We start from the raw sequence: 15781 nt of genomic DNA, 5'->3' as shown, positions 1-15781 counted from the left end.
GGTGGCCTGAAACAAGACCGGCGTACGTTGCCGCGATGGCTGACACAAGTGCGGCCCCGCTACTTTAAAGTGCTCGCCAACATGGTCGATATAACGCACCTTGCTCGGGTCGGTGTAGACACGCCGCTCTCGATCCTGAATCACCGCGTCATCGTCCCACGAGCCTTCCCATAACTTATAAAGCACGTCCAGGTACTCGTCGGCGATCTCGTAGCGATGATCGTGAACCACTTCAGTGTCGTGGCCAAAATTACGCGCGGCGTTGGGCAGGTACGAGGTGACGATATTCCAGCCCACCCGCCCCTTAGTCAGATGATCCAGGGTGCTCATACGTCTGGCAAAGGCAAATGGCGGCTCGTAGGTGGTGGAAAACGTCGCACCGAAACCCAGATTGCGCGTCACTGCGGCCATGGCCGGGATCACCAGCAGCGGGTCATTACTGGGAATTTGCATGCCTTCGCGCAAGGCGGTTTCCGGTCCGTCACGAAATTGATCGTAGGTGCCTATTACATCGGCGAGAAACACCCCGTCGAAGGTGCCATATTCCAGCAACTGAGCGAGTTCAGTCCAATAGTCCAGATCGTTAAAGCGGTGTCGATTGTTCTCTGGATGGACCCACAAGCCATGAACAATATGGCTCACACAGTTCATCTCGAACAAATTGACGTGCAACTGTTTGCGCATATACAACTTCTCCCGGACCTTTAAATTCACTCGCGTGATCAAGGCATAGGTAGTGCACGCGCCATGCCATACGAACTAACCCGCTAACTTCAGCGCGTTGCGTAGAGCCACCGATAGTTGTCGCTGTGACTAAGGCGGCAATCTGTTGGCTGGGTGTTGGCCCATCAACAGTTGTGCAACGGTCGGTTGCCACTTAGTTCTATCCGCAGCGTCCATGGCCGGATTCAACGAAAAAACTGATTCTCCGGTCTCGGTAAACCAAGGTTTTCCCGCAGGGTCGTCCCTTCGTACTCGCGTCGAAAAATGCCCCGCCGTTGCAGCTCCGGGATGACTTTGGCGACGAAGTCATCCAGCCCGCCGGGCAGCCACGGGAACATGATATTGAAACCATCCGAACCGTCAGTCTCAAGCCATTCCTGCATCTCGTCAGCAATGGTCTGCGCAGTGCCAACGAACGAGAGCCCGGCGTAGCCACCCAAGCGCTGGGCCAGTTGCCGAACGGTAAGCTGCTCACGATCGGCCAGGGCAATGACGCGCTCCCGAGAGCTTTTGCTGTCGTTTGTGTCCGGCACGTGGGGCAACGGTTTATCAGGGTCGAACTTTGTTGCATCGTGTCCCAGCGCAATGGACAGCGATGCAATCGCACTGTCGTAATGCACCAAACTGTCGAGTTTCGCCCGAATAGCCCGCGCCTCCTCAACGGTATCGCCCACCACGACAAAGGCGCCGGGAAGGATCTTCAAATGCTCCCGCTGACGTCCCAACCGCTGCATGCGACCTTTGACGTCAGCGTAGAACTTCTGCCCTTCCTCAAGCGTGCCGTGGGCGGCGAACACCACTTCGGCAGTTTCTGCTGCCAATTGCCGACCCGGTTCAGAGGCACCGGCCTGCACGATCACTGGCCAACCTTGCACTGGGCGGGCGATATGCAGCGGGCCACGTACCGACAGGTACTTGCCTGTGTGATTCAGGTTATGCAGGCGTGCCGGATCAAAGAATATTCCACTGTGCGTATCCCGGATAAATGCATCATCTGCCCAGCTGTCCCACAACCCAGTCACCACGTCGTAAAACTCCCGGGCCCGGGCATAACGCTCGTCGTGAGCAAAGGCGTGCTCCAGACCAAAATTAAGCGCGGCATCGGGATTAGCCGTGGTGACGATGTTCCACCCGGCACGACCATTGCTCAGATGGTCAAGCGAGGCAAACCTGCGCGCGATATGAAAGGGTTCGTCGAAGGTGGTCGACGCGGTGGCTACCAGACCGATCCGCTCAGTCGCCTGGCTTAACGCCGCAAGCAAGGTAAAGGGCTCGAACGACGTCACCGTGTGACTGTGTTTGAGCGCTTGGATCGGCATGTTCAACACCGCCAAATGATCCGCCATAAAGAAAGCATCGAACTTGGCCCGCTCGAGCGTTTGCGCAAAGCGCTTGAGATGGGCGAAATTGAAATTGGCATCGCTGAAGGCGCCTGGGTAACGCCAGGCGCCCGTATGGATACTGACGGGACGCATGAACGCCCCAAGTTTAAGTTGGCGCTGAGAAGTCATAACAGGGAACTCAAAATGCAAAAGTCCCCAAGAATTGACGCCTGGATAATTTCAGTCCAATAACCAAATCTGCCAAGGTTATGCGTTATTGATGTCATGCCCATTAGGTACGTTCATGGTTCGCACCATGGCGGGCCACGTGAGGATTGCGTCGATTGCCGGTAAACCTCCCTGGTTATTGGAAACAACGCTTAACGGACGGTGCTTTTCAAGGCGCTGTCCCGTTGATGACGCTCTAACGCCAGTTCAATCAGTTGGGTAATGAGATCCGTATATGACACGCCGCTGGCAGCCCACAGTTTCGGGTACATGCTGATGTTAGTGAAACCCGGCAAGGTGTTTATCTCATTGATCACTACATCGCCGTCTTGCGTCAGGAATACATCAACGCGCGCCATGCCTTGGCACTCCAACACTTGAAACGCCTGAACCGCGATAGCCCGGATGCGTTCGCTGGCCTCAGCCGACAGCTCGGCAGGAACCGCAACCACTGCGCCCTGCTCGTTGATGTACTTGGTGTCGTACGAGTAAAACTCATCGCTGAGGATGACTTCGCCGCAAACGCTGGCGTGTGGACGCTCGTTGCCGAGTACCGCACATTCGATTTCACGACCGACAATGGCTGATTCCACCAGTACTTTATGGTCATAAGCAAATGCCAGGTCCAGTGCCTGGGCGAACTCGCTTGCAGTCCGGACCTTACTCACACCGACAGAAGAGCCCTGATTCGCAGGTTTAACAAATAACGGCAGGCCCAGCTTCTCGCTGATTGACTCGAAGCCATGTTGATCGCGATTGATGCGCGTGAGGGTAATGAAAGGCGCTACCAACAGGCCAGCATCCCTCAACAAGCGTTTGGCCACGTCTTTGTCCATGCTCACCGCTGAGCCCAGTACGCTGCTGCCCACAAACGGGATATTCGCCATGCGCAGCAACCCCTGCAGCGAGCCGTCTTCACCCAAGGTGCCATGCACGATGGGAAAAACCACGTCCAGTTGCGACAATGCACTGGCATCGCGGCTTTCAATCAATTGGTGATGGGACTGGCCCGGAATCAACGCGACATTCTGATTAGAGCGGTTAAGCGCAATACGGGCAGGGTCTTGGCTGTTCAGCAAGTAATTTGAGGCATCGTTGACGTGCCATGCGCCTTGCTTATCAATGCCCAGCAAGGTGACGTCGAACTGTTGCATGTCGATGGCGTCGACAATATTTTTCGCCGATTGCAATGACACTTCGTGTTCAGCGGATTTACCGCCAAAAATGATGCCCACCCTTATTTTTTTCATACTGATGCGTCCACTATTCTGTTGGGTACCAAAGACGGTCATTCCATCGGACAAGATGGTACCCAACTCCGCGAGCAAAAGCGGCCTTTAACCAGCGCATGTGCCGCGATCTTTCAAAAATGAAACGCCCCACCCGTGGCGCCCACTTTCACCAGGTTGGCTCGGCACTTCCCGGGCGCATCGACCGCAACTTATACCCTGCTGGACTGCGCGCCAATTGCGCACTGGGGCTGACGGCTCGCAGCTCACCAAAGCCGGAGATCGAGTTTTCCAGATAGGGATCAAAGTCGGGGGTGTCGATACTCAGTCCGTCAGCGATACGCCCCATGTTGCGCAACCAGTGTCCGGTTTGCGCCAATGAAACCTGCACGTGCCAACTGCCGCCTTCCGTTTGTTGCCGACAAAGTGCCGCCGCTGCGCCGAAGGCCATCAGGTAACCGCTGGCCTGGTCGAGGATCTGCATGGGCAGTGCCCGAGGAAGACCGTCGCCCATGGATTCGCCTTCGGCGTGATTAAAGCCCATGGCGGTTTGCACCAGTGAATCAAAACCTCGTCGCCCCGCCCATGGCCCTTGGGTGCCGTAAGCGGTCAAGGAAACATAGACGATGCCGGGGCGACGCTCGGCCAATGCCTCGGGGGAATAGCCCAACGCTGCGAGACCGCCCGGTCGATAGCCTTGCGAAAACACGTTGGCGCCATCGATCAACTGCCAAAGGGCCGCGCGGCCATGCTCCGTCTGCAAGTCCAGGTGCGCGGAGCGTTTGCCGCGACTGGTGTCGGCAATGGCCTCAATGTTCGGCAAGTTGGGTGAGTTGATCAACAACACGTCAGCCCCATGAGACGCCAGCGCGCGGTTACCCACCGGCCCGGCGAGTATCCGCGTCAGGTCGAGAACGCGGATGCCGGTGAGCGGCCGATCATTGTGTGCCAACGGAGGTAGAGCCAAGGGTGCGCCATCGCCAATTCGTGAGAGCGTCATCAGTGGCTGGGCGCTAATGGCCCGACCCTGCGCCGTGGCGTCCCATTGCTTAAAGCTGCGCAGGGCCGTGGCGACCAAGCCGCGTTCGGCGGCGGCCTGTTCAAAGTCCAGGGCGCGCCATTTCAACAGGGCCTGCTCGGCTTCAGCGCGGGTTGTCATAGACGCAGACAACCCCAGCAGACGTAGCGCGCCTTCTCGGTGGTGGGCGAAATTTGCGTGTACTCGCACGTAGCCATCAGCGCAGCGATACAGCCCGGAAAAATCATCCCACTGGTTTGGCACGCGCCCATCGAGGGCGAACCAACCGCTGCATTCAACGGCAGCGTGCAGCATGTCGACATCAACCTGCTGACGAGCGTCGCCACGTAGCTGGCCCAATTCACCGGCGGCCAGCGCGGCAGCGGCTATGGAAACCTGCCCGGCGCTGCCGACAGCAAATGAAGAAGGAAACACCGGGTCATGGCCCTTGAGGTGGGCAAATTCCAGTGCCTCTGAGGGCAACCCGGACAACCACCACAGGTCTCGCAACCGCTCGACATTGCTCATGACGCCCCCCAGAGAAAAACGCTTGGCCCGCAGTTTTACATAGCTTTTAGGCGTGTGCACGGCGACCGGGTTTGAAGCCGTGATGGCGGGCCAGCACCGCCGTAATTAATCCAATCACCGCCAGCAGCAGCAACGCCCACGGGAATGACTCCGCCCCTGCCCTGTCCAACAGCACCCCACCGATCAGGCCACCCCCTGCGATGGCCAGATTCCAGGCGGTAGTCAACATCGCCTGCACGACATCAACATGATCGCCCGCGCAATCAGCCGCAGCGGTTTGCAGCAACGTAGCGGCGCCACCAAATGAAAGCCCCCACGCCGCAACGCACAGGTAAATAACCGTTGGCGAACTGGCCGCCATTGCCAAAACCCATGCACTTATTGCAAGTAGACCGAGACTGACCAGCACCAGTGGCCGAAGCCAGCGGTCAACCATTAATCCAGTGATCCAGATGCCTATCAGCGCCGCGACACCGAACACCAGCAACACCAGATCGACGTGACCAGCCAATCCCGAAGGCACAAGAAACGGTGTGATGTACGTATAGAGAATATTGTGACCGAGCATCCAGATGACGACGACGAACAGCACCGGCCGCACGCCAGGCAAGCGAAAAACCTGACCGAGCGGCAGGCGCTTACCATCGGCCTGCCCCGGCATGTCCGGTACCGCCCAGAGAATCCAGCCAAACAAAAGTAAGGCCATTGCCGACATGATGCCGAACGATGCCCGCCATCCCATGACGTTACCCAGCCACGTGCCTGCAGGCGTTCCCAACGACAGGGCAATGGGCGTGCCGACCATGGCGATGGCCAACGCACGGCCTTGTAAATGGGTCGGCACCAACCGCCGCGCATAACCGGCCAACAACCCCCAGGCCAAACCCGCAGCAACACCAGCCATAAAGCGAGAAAACAACGTCAGCCCATAGTGCGTTGAAAGCGTCGTGATGCTGTTGAACAGTAAAAAACCGCCCACGGCCATCAGCAACACCCGTCGTCGCCGCCACCCGCGAGTGGCAACGGTCAGCGGAATAGCCGCCAAAAGTGACCCTATGGCATATAACGTCACGAGTTGCCCGGCAAATACCTCGGACACCCCCAAACCATTGCCAATCTGCGGCAGCAGCCCCGCCGGCAGGGTTTCGGTCATGATGGCGATAAACCCGGTCATGGCAAACGCCAACAGTGCCGCATACGGCAGCCTCTGTACGCTGGTCTGCGCCTCTTGCAAGGGCTCAAAAACGATCTGTTCACTCACTGGCGGTATCTTCCTTCGCAAAATAAATATCGATTGGTACAGAAGTTATGCCAGTTGGATGGAGCTGGTCAAACTACTTTTATATCGATTAGTATTTAAATCAGCTTACAAGGGGATTGAAATGGCAAGAACCGGCAGACCACGCTGCTTTGACCGAAACGATGCGCTAGAGAAAGCGCTGCTGCTGTTTTGGGTGAAAGGCTACGAATCCACCTCGCTCGCACAGCTCAAGGCGTGCATGGGTGATATCTCGGCACCGAGTTTCTACGCAGCGTTTGGCTCGAAAGAGGCATTATTCGCGGAAGTCCTGGCGCGTTATCTAGCGACCCATGGGCGTGTGATGGACAGCTTGCGCGATGAACAATTGGCGCCTAGAGAGGCCGTCAATCGAGCGCTGCACAACACCGCGCGGATGCAGACGGAGCGTGATCATCCGCCGGGGTGTTTGCTGATTCTGTCCGCCACGACCTGTCCCATCGACAGCCAGGCACTTCAAAAAGTGCTGGCAGATGACCGCAAACGCACGTGGGATGGGCTTCGCAGCTGCATCCAAAAAGCTATCGATGCCGGTGAACTGTCGAGCGCTACCGAGGCAGATGCGCTGGCGACCTTGTTCCAGACCTGCATCCAGGGCCTGACGATTCAAGCCCGAGAAGGTGCGGATTACTCCGCGCTGGGTGCCGTGGTTGATCAAGTCATGAGGGTTTGGGACTACGACGCGATGAATGCGCAACGGTGACCGATCCACTGGCGCCTACACCAGCGCCATAGCGACCACGGTAATCGCTCGGTGAGAGCCCAGTCACTTTCTTGAAGATCGAACGAAATGCGCCTGGGTCCTGATAGCCCACGGTCCAGGCGATATGGTCGACAGTGCGAGTAGTGAACTCAAGCATTTCACGTGCCTTACCTACGCGCAGATGCTGACAATATTCGGTTGGCTTAAGGCCGGTGGCGCTGCGAAAACGGCGCAGAAACGTCCGTTGTTCCAGATTGGCTTGGCTGGCCATGTCACTGACTGAAACGTCCACCGCGCCGCCGCCTTGCAACCAGTGTTGGACCTTGAGCACCGCTTCATCGCCATGGCTGAGGATGGGCGCAAAATGACCGCCACACCCGGCGCCGGTGTTGTGTTCGATCGCCAAAAAACGCGCGGTGGTCATGGCGATGCTCGGCCCCAACAAGCGTTGTACGACCCTCAACCCCAGTTCGGCCCAGGCCATTAGCCCAGCCGCGGTGATCACATCGCCGTCGTCGATAATAGGTTTGTCGACATCAACCTTAAGCAAGGGAAATTGATCGCCCAGTGCCTTTCCCTGAGTCCAATGAGTGGTAACGGTCCGGCCAGACAGCAATCCGGTCTGAGCCAGTAAAAATGCACCCACGCACACCGACCCGATAATTGCGCCGGCCTGATGCTGCTGGGTCACCCAGTCTGCCGACATCTGCAATGAATTCGCTGCAGGCATATCGGTCAACGATGGCGGAATCAGTACCACCACCGGTCGACCGGTCACTGCCGGCTGGCTATCGAACACCCGCTCAACCGTGGTGCCTGCCGCTGCCGTGGACCAATGGCTGACCCGCAAGCGCGGCAAATTAGCGCCCGGCTGCTCAAGGACCATGCGGTTAGCCACCGCGAACAGATCGGTCAAACCATGCACGGCGGCCATCTGCGCGCCGGGGTATATCAATAACCCGATTTCGGCGACCTCCACACGTTCTGCCATTGTCAGTTTAGCCCTCGATATTGTCATTCTGGCCAATCCTCAACAGGGGTTGATAGGACCACTATGAGTCCCAACCCAGCCACCTTCACCATGAGGAATACACCATGTCCAAACGAGCGCTCATCGTAGTCGATATTCAGAACGACTACTTCCCCGGAGGTAAATGGCCACTAAGTGGCGTAGAGGCAGCGGCAGATAACGCGGTACGTCTGATTGAGGCGGCACGCTTGGCTGACGATCTGGTGGTGTACATAAGACACGAGTTCGCCAGCGACGACGCGCCATTCTTCACGCCGGGATCTGAGGGCGCGCAGTTGCACCCCACGCTGGCAAAGCGTCCTGACGAGCCGGTGATTCTCAAACATCGGGTTAATTCGTTTCTCGAAACCGACCTTGCCGCGCTGCTTGAACGCCACGCCATTACTGATCTGACCATCGTTGGCAGCATGAGCCACATGTGCGTTGATGCCGTGACCCGCGCCGCTGCGGACTTCGGCTATAAAGTCACGGTAATCCACGACGCCTGTGCCGCTCGCGACCTGGAATTCAACGGCCAGACGATCCCAGCTGCGCAAGTACATGGGGCTTTCATGGCGGCGCTTGGATTCGGTTACGCGAGCGTAGTGTCGACCGAGCAGTTTCTTACCGAGTGGTAAAACCAGGCAAAGCGCTGCACCCGCAACAAGGCGGGCACAGGCTTTTAGTGCATGAATCAGGGTTAAGCGAGGTCAAGCTTGGCGCTTGTATCGTTCGCCTCCTGGGTCAATTTCACCAACGCGCTGTTGAGGAACGACGTCCCTTTGTCATCCGTGCCTGCGCTGGTGCCAGAACCAGTCGCACCACCGCTTGGAGTGGCGGTAGCCTGCATCTCAGTATGTTTCTTGATCATATCGGTAACTTTGGCTTCTACCTTGGCAGCGGCATCAGGTGACATGGCCTTAACGTCAGCCTCGGTCAGCCCCATGCTTTTCAATGCGCTGTAACGCATTTTCTGGGCGGGCGTCAGCGACATATAGTCTTTGAACTCGTCCGCAGCACTTTGGGTGCTGCTGCTTGTTGTGTTGCCGACGCCGGTCAGGCCACCCACAGCGGAGGCCACAGAAAGGTCATTGCTGCTGTCACTGCTGTCCGGCGTGGTCACTTGGCCGGTCGAACTTTGCAGGTTGACCATCATTTTCGCGAAGGCTTCTTCACGGTCCTGCTCCTGTTGGCTGGACGCACTCGATTGGGCCGAAGAGCTGGCACTGCTGCCAACCGCAATCGGTTGAACCGTCGAGTCGTTCAGACTGAGGAAATCAGCTTCGGGCGACTGGGAGGTGGAACGCACTACCGGAATTGAATAGTCCGTCCTACCGAGGCCACTGATAAAACTCATTTCAATTACTCCAATAAGTGCGGCTGTAGAAATACATCTGCACATGCAGGAGCAAAGCACGTGCCAATTAGCGGATAACGGCTGCGCAGCCCGGTTTCAGCTCCCCTCCGTCACCAGAATCATAAAAACCGACACAACAAAGGCAGCTGATTGCCGCCGCTCGGCAAGCGATTGCCATCGCATTCCACGATGGCAGCTTCGCCAATGCCTGATATACGGCACAAACCGGCACTCATAGTATCGCTCTCACATGACTGCTCATTCCCTGCCGCGCCGCAGTTGGGTGAGTCCGCAAAAACAAGAAGTCGATAGCGACGAGAGAATGCGATGAAAACCATAACTGCGAGCCCGACTGCAGTACCGTCTTCCACGACGAGCGCTAATAACCTTACTCAAGGTGAACGTTACCTGACGCTGGGAGGCTCTTGGGCCGCCTGGTTATTCGACGCTTTGGACGCAACCGTTTTTGGCTTTGTCCTGTTGGCCGTTGCGAAAAGCTTTTCGGTCGGCATGGGCGATGTAGTCTCCACCGTTGCCTGGTTCCTTTTGGCGACCGGCATTGGCGGTTTTTTCCTGGGCAATATTGCCGACAAAATCGGCCGTAAAAAAACCATGTTGTTGTCGGTGTTCGTCTACGGCACCGGCACCCTGCTGTGTGGCTACGCAGACAGCTTGTGGCAGCTCAACGTTTGCCGCTTTTGTGTAGGGATTGCCGTCGGCGGGTTGTGGTCTGCGGCGGCAGCACTGGTCTCGGAGATCTGGCCACCGGCCGGTCGCGCCAAGGCCTTTGCCGTCATGCAAACCGGCTGGTCAGGCGGTGGTCTTCTGGCGGCGATATTCGCCTGGACCTTTCTTAAGACCGACGACCCGGAATCATGGCGATCATTGTTTATCTACGCCTCGATCCCGGCCTACTTCACGCTGGTGTTCATCATGCTGTTCGTCAAGGAGTCGCCCGTCTGGCTGGCCAACCGCGAATTCATGCGCCAAAACACCAAGAAAGGCCGGCTGACAGAGATCTTCAGTCCGCAGTACTTAAAGATGACTCTGCTCGGCTTAAGTATCTCGGTACTCGGCATGTACGGCTATTGGATCATCATGACCTTTATGCCGGCTTACCTGCAGAACATCCTCAACGTGCGCATTGATCAGGCTCCGGTGTTCATCATCTGGATCGGCATCGGCGCCACCATTGGTTACTTGGCCTACGGCTATTTGGCAGAAGCCATTGGCCGACGTCTGTCATTTGCGATCTTCTTTGCGGGCATGGCAATCATGGTGCCGGTGTTTGCCTACTCGGCAACCTTGATGCCGCTGACCGACGGCAAGCTGCTGTTCACCACACAGAACGTGATCACCCTCGGCTCCCTCGCGGCGTTGCTGGGCTTCTTTACCGGCTACTTCAGCGGTTTCGGGGCGTGGTACTCGGAACTGTTTCCGACCAGCATCCGCTCTACCGCATCAGGTTTTTGCTTCAACTTCGGCCGCGTCGGCGCCATTGCCGGGATCAAGTTGGTGCCCGTCTTGATCCCGCTTGTGGGCTTCACCGCGACCATTTCGCTTGCCTCTGTTTCTTATGCGATTGCCGCCGTCATGGTGTTCACGCTTCAGGAAACCAAGGGCGCTCAACTAACCAGCGGCAACTGACTTCTAGAGAAGGACTGAACCATGAAAAACTTTCGTATCGGCCAAATCGTTCCAAGCTCCAACACCACCATGGAAACTGAAATTCCAGCGATGCTGACCTCGCGTTACTCGCTGTTCCCTGAAGAGCATTTCACCTTCCACTCGGCACGCATGCGCATGATGAAAGTGAGCCCGGAAGAACTGAAAAAGATGGACGTCGACAGTGACCGTTGCGCGCTGGAACTGAGCGACGCACGGGTTGACGTCATGGCTTACGCCTGCCTGGTGGCGATCATGTGCCAAGGCCCCGGTTATCACAAAGTGTCCCAGGCACGCCTGAGCAAAACCGTTGAGGGCAACAACGCTCCAACTCCGGTACTCAGTTCCGCAGGCGCGCTGATCGACAGCTTGAATGTGCTGGGCTACAAAAAGATCGCGCTGATTACCCCCTACATGAAGCCGCTCACCCAACAGGTCATCGACTACATCGAAGCCGCCGGGATTGAAGTCACAGACTCCATCAGCCTGGAAGTTTCCGACAACCTCGCGGTAGGCCGTCTGGACCCGATGAATCTGGTGGCCCACGCCGACCGCCTGAACATCGGTCAAGCCGACGGCGTGGTGCTTTCGGCCTGCGTACAGATGCCATCGCTGCCGGCGATCCAAGTGGTTCAGGACCGTATCGATATGCCGGTGTTGTCGGCTTCCGTCGCCACCGTTTACCAGATCCTGAAAACCCTGGGCTTGAAAGCTCAAGTGCCAAATGCAGGCTATCTGCTTTCTGGCGCGTTCTGATACCGACGTAACGGGGTAACATTGGCACAGTCTAAACAGTTGAGCCCGCTGCCCCTTATGAAACTCGATCCTGTGTCGTTGCGCCTGTTTGTCAGTGTCATTGAAGAAGGCACCATTGCCGCCGCCGCTAAACGCGAACACATCGCTGCAGCGGCGGTTAGCAAACGCCTGAGCGAGCTTGAAGAACTGCTCAACTCCCAGTTGCTGGTGCGTACCAACAAAGGCATTACTCCTACGGCCGCGGGCATTTCCTTGTTGTACATGGCCCGCAGCGTACTCAACGACCTGAACGAAATCGTCGTACAGATGCATGACTTTTCCCACGGCCGACGCGGCTCTATCCATGTGCTCGCCAATATCTCGGCGATCACCCAATTCATGCCCTCGCTGCTGAAGTCCTTCATGGACCTCTACCCGCAGATCCAGATCACACTGGAAGAAAAGGAAAGCCTGGCGATCACCAAGGGCATCGCCGAAAATCGCGCAGACATAGGCGTTTTCACCCGTTTACCGCATGGCTCGGACGTTGAGGTTTATCCGTTTCGTACTGATCAGCTGGTGCTGCTGGTGCCCGATGGACACCCGTTGGCATCGCGCGACAGCGTGACCTTCGCTGAAACCCTCGACCATGAGTACGTAGCACTGCGCAGCGGCACCCATCTAAACTTTCAAATGATCAAAGCGGCCAGCGACGTCGGACGCTCGCTCAAGTTGCGCATGGAAGTGTCCAGTTACGATGCCTTGTGCCTGATGGTTCAAGCGGGGATCGGGATCGGGATATTGCCCCAAGGCAGCATCGATATTTATGCCATTAAGCAGGCAAAAACCCTCGCCTTAAATGAACCGTGGGCGGCCCGTGAATTGACCATGTGCGTACGTTCGCGTGAAGCACTGTCCGTTACTGCACGGTTGCTGTTCGATCATATGCTGGCATCAGAAGGCTGAAAACTTCGCGAATGAAGTCGCTCCCACGGGGATTTCGGATACACCGTAAATCCAATATGAGAGCGACTTTATGTCATCAGAAAATCGAAATCGGGTAATCGGCGATCAAACGGAACTCGTTGATATCACCTTCGGCCTGATCAGCATTGCCACGGTGCCATGCCTGACGCATGCGCAAGGATAAATCCTTGGCCGGGCCAGTTTGTACGGTGTATTTGGCTTCAAGGTTGGTTTCGTGGTGCTTACCATCTTCTCCATAGCCATAAGCGCGATAAGGACTGTTGGCCGCCATGTGCGTCCCGTCGATATCATCACCGTGGATATAACGAACCATGAACGCCAGGCCCGGGACGCCATAACTTGCCATGTTCAGGTCATAACGCGCCTGTAGGGATTTCTCGCCAGGACCGTTGAAGTCAGAATATTGAACGGAGTTGGCGAGGTTAATTGAGTCAGCCGTATCGCCAGGACCGTTTTTACCAAACGCCACATAGTCGAATGGGGTATCGCCGTGGATTTTTTGGTAAGCGATGGTGACCGTATGCGCTGTCAGGAAGCTATAAGCCGCGGCAAGAGAATACGCGGTGTTACTGATGTCACCCGCCTTGGCCGACCCTTCATCATTAGTACGATAAATATTGAAATCAAAGTTTAACGATTGCACATCAGTGAGCGGCAACGTGTAGTTCGCGTTCGCATAGTACTGACGCCAGATATCTTCCAACTCAGAGCCATATAGGCTCAGTGACAGAGCATCAGTGACCGCATATTTGCCGCCCGCATAGTTGATACTGTTGGCCGCCACGTTGGCGTAAGAGGCGAACAAGTCGTGGTCACTGTTGGTCGTGACGGGACCGTTGCCACCCGTGAAGTGCCCAGCGTCAAGCTCAAGACCTTTGATCTCGCTGCTCAGCAAATTAAAACCAGTACCCGTCTGTGGGAACAGTCGCGAGCCACCAGCGGCAAAGACTGGTGCCGTCGGTTGCAAGTTACCCCAGAGCAATTCGGTTTTGGAAATCCGCACTTTCAGTGCACCGCCAGCCCGACCGTATTCATCTTCAGGTTCGCCGTTGGCTCGCACCGGCAAGTTCCCCGTACCCGAAGTCCCTGCGCCCCCGTCAAGCTTGAAGGCCCAGTTTCCAAACGCTTCAACACCAAAGCCGACAGTGCCCTGAGTGAAACCCGAGCTGTAGTTGGCCAGAATACCCTGCGTCCAGTCCTTGCGGTCGCCGCTGCCATTTTTACCGTCGCGGTTGAAATAATAGTTTTTGAGGTGGACGTTAAGACTGCTGTCTTCAACAAATCCTTTCGCATCGGCCTGGTCGCTGACTACCCCGGCCACTGCCAACTGGCTTATGCCAAGAGAGACCGCTAGTGTCACGAGATTCCACTTAACAGACATCATTTTTATTGCCCCCTGATTCTAATATGCCATCGCCATCAAACACACGAGCAACAGAAATACCCCCTGAGTTCAGGCGAATGAAATAGCGATAGTTGAGCTTCGGCAGATGGCTAGTACATTAAATACCGTGTGATTGATTCACGGCGAAACACGGGCTACCTGCCCTATTTTTTATCGTCAAGATTGCAGGGATGCTCCCCTCGCGGTTCAATTTTTAACATCGAAGTTCCTCGATGTCGGCGTTGATTCAATCGATAGTCGTTATCGACTAACGTAATAGTTGTCTACACACTATGGATGTTAAAGTTCGCCTCGATGACCGATCACGCCTCGACCGCTTTCTGACTCCGCATCAGAAAGCACCGATTTGGCTGCTCCACTTCATCATTCCTTTGGTAACACATTTTTAGCCACCTCACTTTTGTGCGGTGGCTTTTTTTCGGCTGTCAGATCATCAATTTATTTTAAAGATCGAACCGGTCAATAGCCCGACGGCGCTCATTGTCGTCACGCATGTCATAGCTGGCGGTGGTAGAGATATTGGTGTGGTGGGCAAGCTTCTGGGCAATGGACAAATCGTGTTCTTCGATCACTCGGGTAATGAATGAACGGCGAAAATCATGGGGCATGATGTCCATACCGATCTGTTGCCCACGTTGCTTGGTGATGAAGTAAATCGCGTGTTTGGTGATCCGCTCCCGGGTGATGTGGGCGCCCCGGCGAATGCGGTTGAACAGGAAGGCGTCGTCGCGCTGCCCCTCTGGCAAGCAAGAGCGGCGCAGTTCGAGCCAGTCATTAAGCACACCGAAAGCCCAGGCTGGCGCGTATTTGATCAGCTGTTTATTGCCTTTGCCGGTCACCTGTAAACTACGTTCGCCAAAGTCGACTTGCGCCAGGTCGAGGTTTACCGACTCGGACTTACGCATGCCCGAGCCATACAGAATCGCGATGATCGCAGCATCACGCCGACCTTGTGGTCTGGGGTCGGCGGCACAGACATCCATCAACTCTCGAATCAACGTTCGCCGGATATTTTTACCCTTGAGCAAGCGTGTGCCTGCGATCGGCTTTACTGAGCGCATTTTCAGCAATTGCTCATAGCTGATCAGGCTTTGTCGCCAAGCTTCATTGGTCACGCCACGTATGGCGTTCACGTACAGCGACGAGGTGTTGGGCGCGTACCCATCTTCGCGCAAGGTCGCTACCAAGGCGATGACATGCCCCGGTTGCAGTTGATGCCAAGGCACGTTGTGAATGTCCGTGTCGGCAAACCCCAATCGATCTGCGGCGTCCTGCAGCACGTACTTCATCGTCAACTGACTCGACGGCGCTAACCGCGCCAAATAGAGCGCCAACGGATTCTGTACCTCACACAAGGACATGGGGCAGCGGCCTCAATGGGTGAAAACGTCCACTCTACAGCAGACAACGTTCGCCGCTAACCCATTGACCAAAAACACTATTTTTTACCGGCCATCAGCCTTCAATAGTTCGGCGCCGTTGAAAATACCGCCCAGTTGCATCAATCGACCGCCACTGCTCAATGGACCAAGGTCTATGGGCGCCAAACCCATGGACTTAATGAGTCCGGCGACC

14 protein-coding genes are annotated in these 15781 nt (G+C 56.2%); 5 read left to right on the top strand and 9 right to left on the bottom strand.

Annotated elements, in window-relative coordinates; all coding sequences use genetic code 11:
• The 5 genes from M0974_RS02855 to M0974_RS02835 form a co-directional block, all read right to left on the bottom strand.
• Positions 1–684, bottom strand: a 684-nt coding sequence (locus tag M0974_RS02855; RefSeq protein WP_297832488.1) for an NtaA/DmoA family FMN-dependent monooxygenase, incomplete at its 3' end; no start/stop codon positions are given.
• A gap of 224 nt (positions 685–908) precedes the next feature.
• Positions 909–2234, bottom strand: a complete 1326-nt coding sequence (locus M0974_RS02850) for an LLM class flavin-dependent oxidoreductase (protein WP_297832484.1) — start codon at positions 2232–2234, stop codon at positions 909–911.
• A 191-nt stretch (positions 2235–2425) separates the two neighbouring features.
• Positions 2426–3523 (bottom strand): D-alanine--D-alanine ligase, encoded by a 1098-nt coding sequence (gene ddlA / locus M0974_RS02845; RefSeq protein ID WP_297832481.1) that lies wholly within the window; start codon positions 3521–3523, stop codon positions 2426–2428.
• Between the two features lie 148 nt (positions 3524–3671).
• Entirely contained in the window at positions 3672–5048 is a 1377-nt protein-coding gene (locus M0974_RS02840) for a CoA transferase (protein ID WP_297832477.1), read from the bottom strand.
• 46 nt (positions 5049–5094) lie between these two features.
• Entirely contained in the window at positions 5095–6222 is a 1128-nt protein-coding gene (locus M0974_RS02835) for an MFS transporter (RefSeq protein ID WP_297832491.1), read from the bottom strand.
• 208 nt (positions 6223–6430) lie between these two features.
• On the opposite strand from M0974_RS02835, the gene M0974_RS02830 reads away from it, so the two are divergent.
• Positions 6431–7048, top strand: coding sequence for a TetR/AcrR family transcriptional regulator (locus M0974_RS02830; protein WP_297832474.1), 618 nt, complete (start codon positions 6431–6433; stop codon positions 7046–7048).
• Here M0974_RS02830 and M0974_RS02825 read toward each other — a convergent pair.
• Entirely contained in the window at positions 7005–8039 is a 1035-nt protein-coding gene (locus M0974_RS02825) for a GlxA family transcriptional regulator (RefSeq protein ID WP_297832472.1), read from the bottom strand. The genes M0974_RS02830 and M0974_RS02825 overlap by 44 nt on opposite strands.
• A gap of 104 nt (positions 8040–8143) precedes the next feature.
• Between M0974_RS02825 and M0974_RS02820 the strand changes: the two genes are divergently transcribed.
• Positions 8144–8695 carry a cysteine hydrolase family protein gene (locus tag M0974_RS02820; RefSeq protein WP_297832469.1) on the top strand — a complete coding sequence of 184 codons (552 nt, stop codon included), beginning with the start codon at positions 8144–8146 and terminating at the stop codon, positions 8693–8695.
• A gap of 62 nt (positions 8696–8757) precedes the next feature.
• Here M0974_RS02820 and M0974_RS02815 read toward each other — a convergent pair whose 3' ends face one another.
• A complete protein-coding gene (locus tag M0974_RS02815; protein ID WP_297832466.1) occupies positions 8758–9414 on the bottom strand; it encodes a hypothetical protein in 657 nt (218 codons plus the stop codon).
• Positions 9415–9741: 327 nt separating this feature from the next.
• Between M0974_RS02815 and M0974_RS02810 the strand changes: the two genes are divergently transcribed.
• The 3 genes from M0974_RS02810 to M0974_RS02800 are packed head-to-tail and all read left to right on the top strand — an operon-like array spanning position 9742 to position 12780.
• A complete protein-coding gene (locus M0974_RS02810) occupies positions 9742–11061 on the top strand; it encodes an MFS transporter (RefSeq protein ID WP_297832463.1) in 1320 nt (439 codons plus the stop codon).
• A 21-nt stretch (positions 11062–11082) separates the two neighbouring features.
• The gene (locus M0974_RS02805; protein ID WP_297832460.1) at positions 11083–11835 is read left to right on the top strand and encodes an Asp/Glu racemase; all 753 of its coding nucleotides are present in this window, start codon (positions 11083–11085) and stop codon (positions 11833–11835) included.
• A 57-nt stretch (positions 11836–11892) separates the two neighbouring features.
• A complete protein-coding gene (locus M0974_RS02800; RefSeq protein WP_297832456.1) occupies positions 11893–12780 on the top strand; it encodes a LysR family transcriptional regulator in 888 nt (295 codons plus the stop codon).
• Between the two features lie 76 nt (positions 12781–12856).
• Here the strand turns inward: M0974_RS02800 and M0974_RS02795 are convergent, their stop codons facing one another.
• Both M0974_RS02795 and xerC read right to left on the bottom strand, forming a co-directional pair.
• Positions 12857–14185, bottom strand: a complete 1329-nt coding sequence (locus M0974_RS02795; RefSeq protein ID WP_297832453.1) for an OprD family porin — start codon at positions 14183–14185, stop codon at positions 12857–12859.
• A gap of 464 nt (positions 14186–14649) precedes the next feature.
• A complete protein-coding gene (xerC, locus tag M0974_RS02790) occupies positions 14650–15567 on the bottom strand; it encodes a tyrosine-type recombinase/integrase (protein WP_297832450.1) in 918 nt (305 codons plus the stop codon).
• Positions 15568–15781: the final 214 nt, after the last annotated feature.

This window comes from Pseudomonas sp., from assembly GCF_026224925.1.
In the GTDB taxonomy this organism is placed as follows: domain Bacteria; phylum Pseudomonadota; class Gammaproteobacteria; order Pseudomonadales; family Pseudomonadaceae; genus Aquipseudomonas.
The sequence above is the reverse complement of the archived record's forward strand: the minus strand, read 5'-3'. Positions and strand labels throughout refer to the sequence as shown.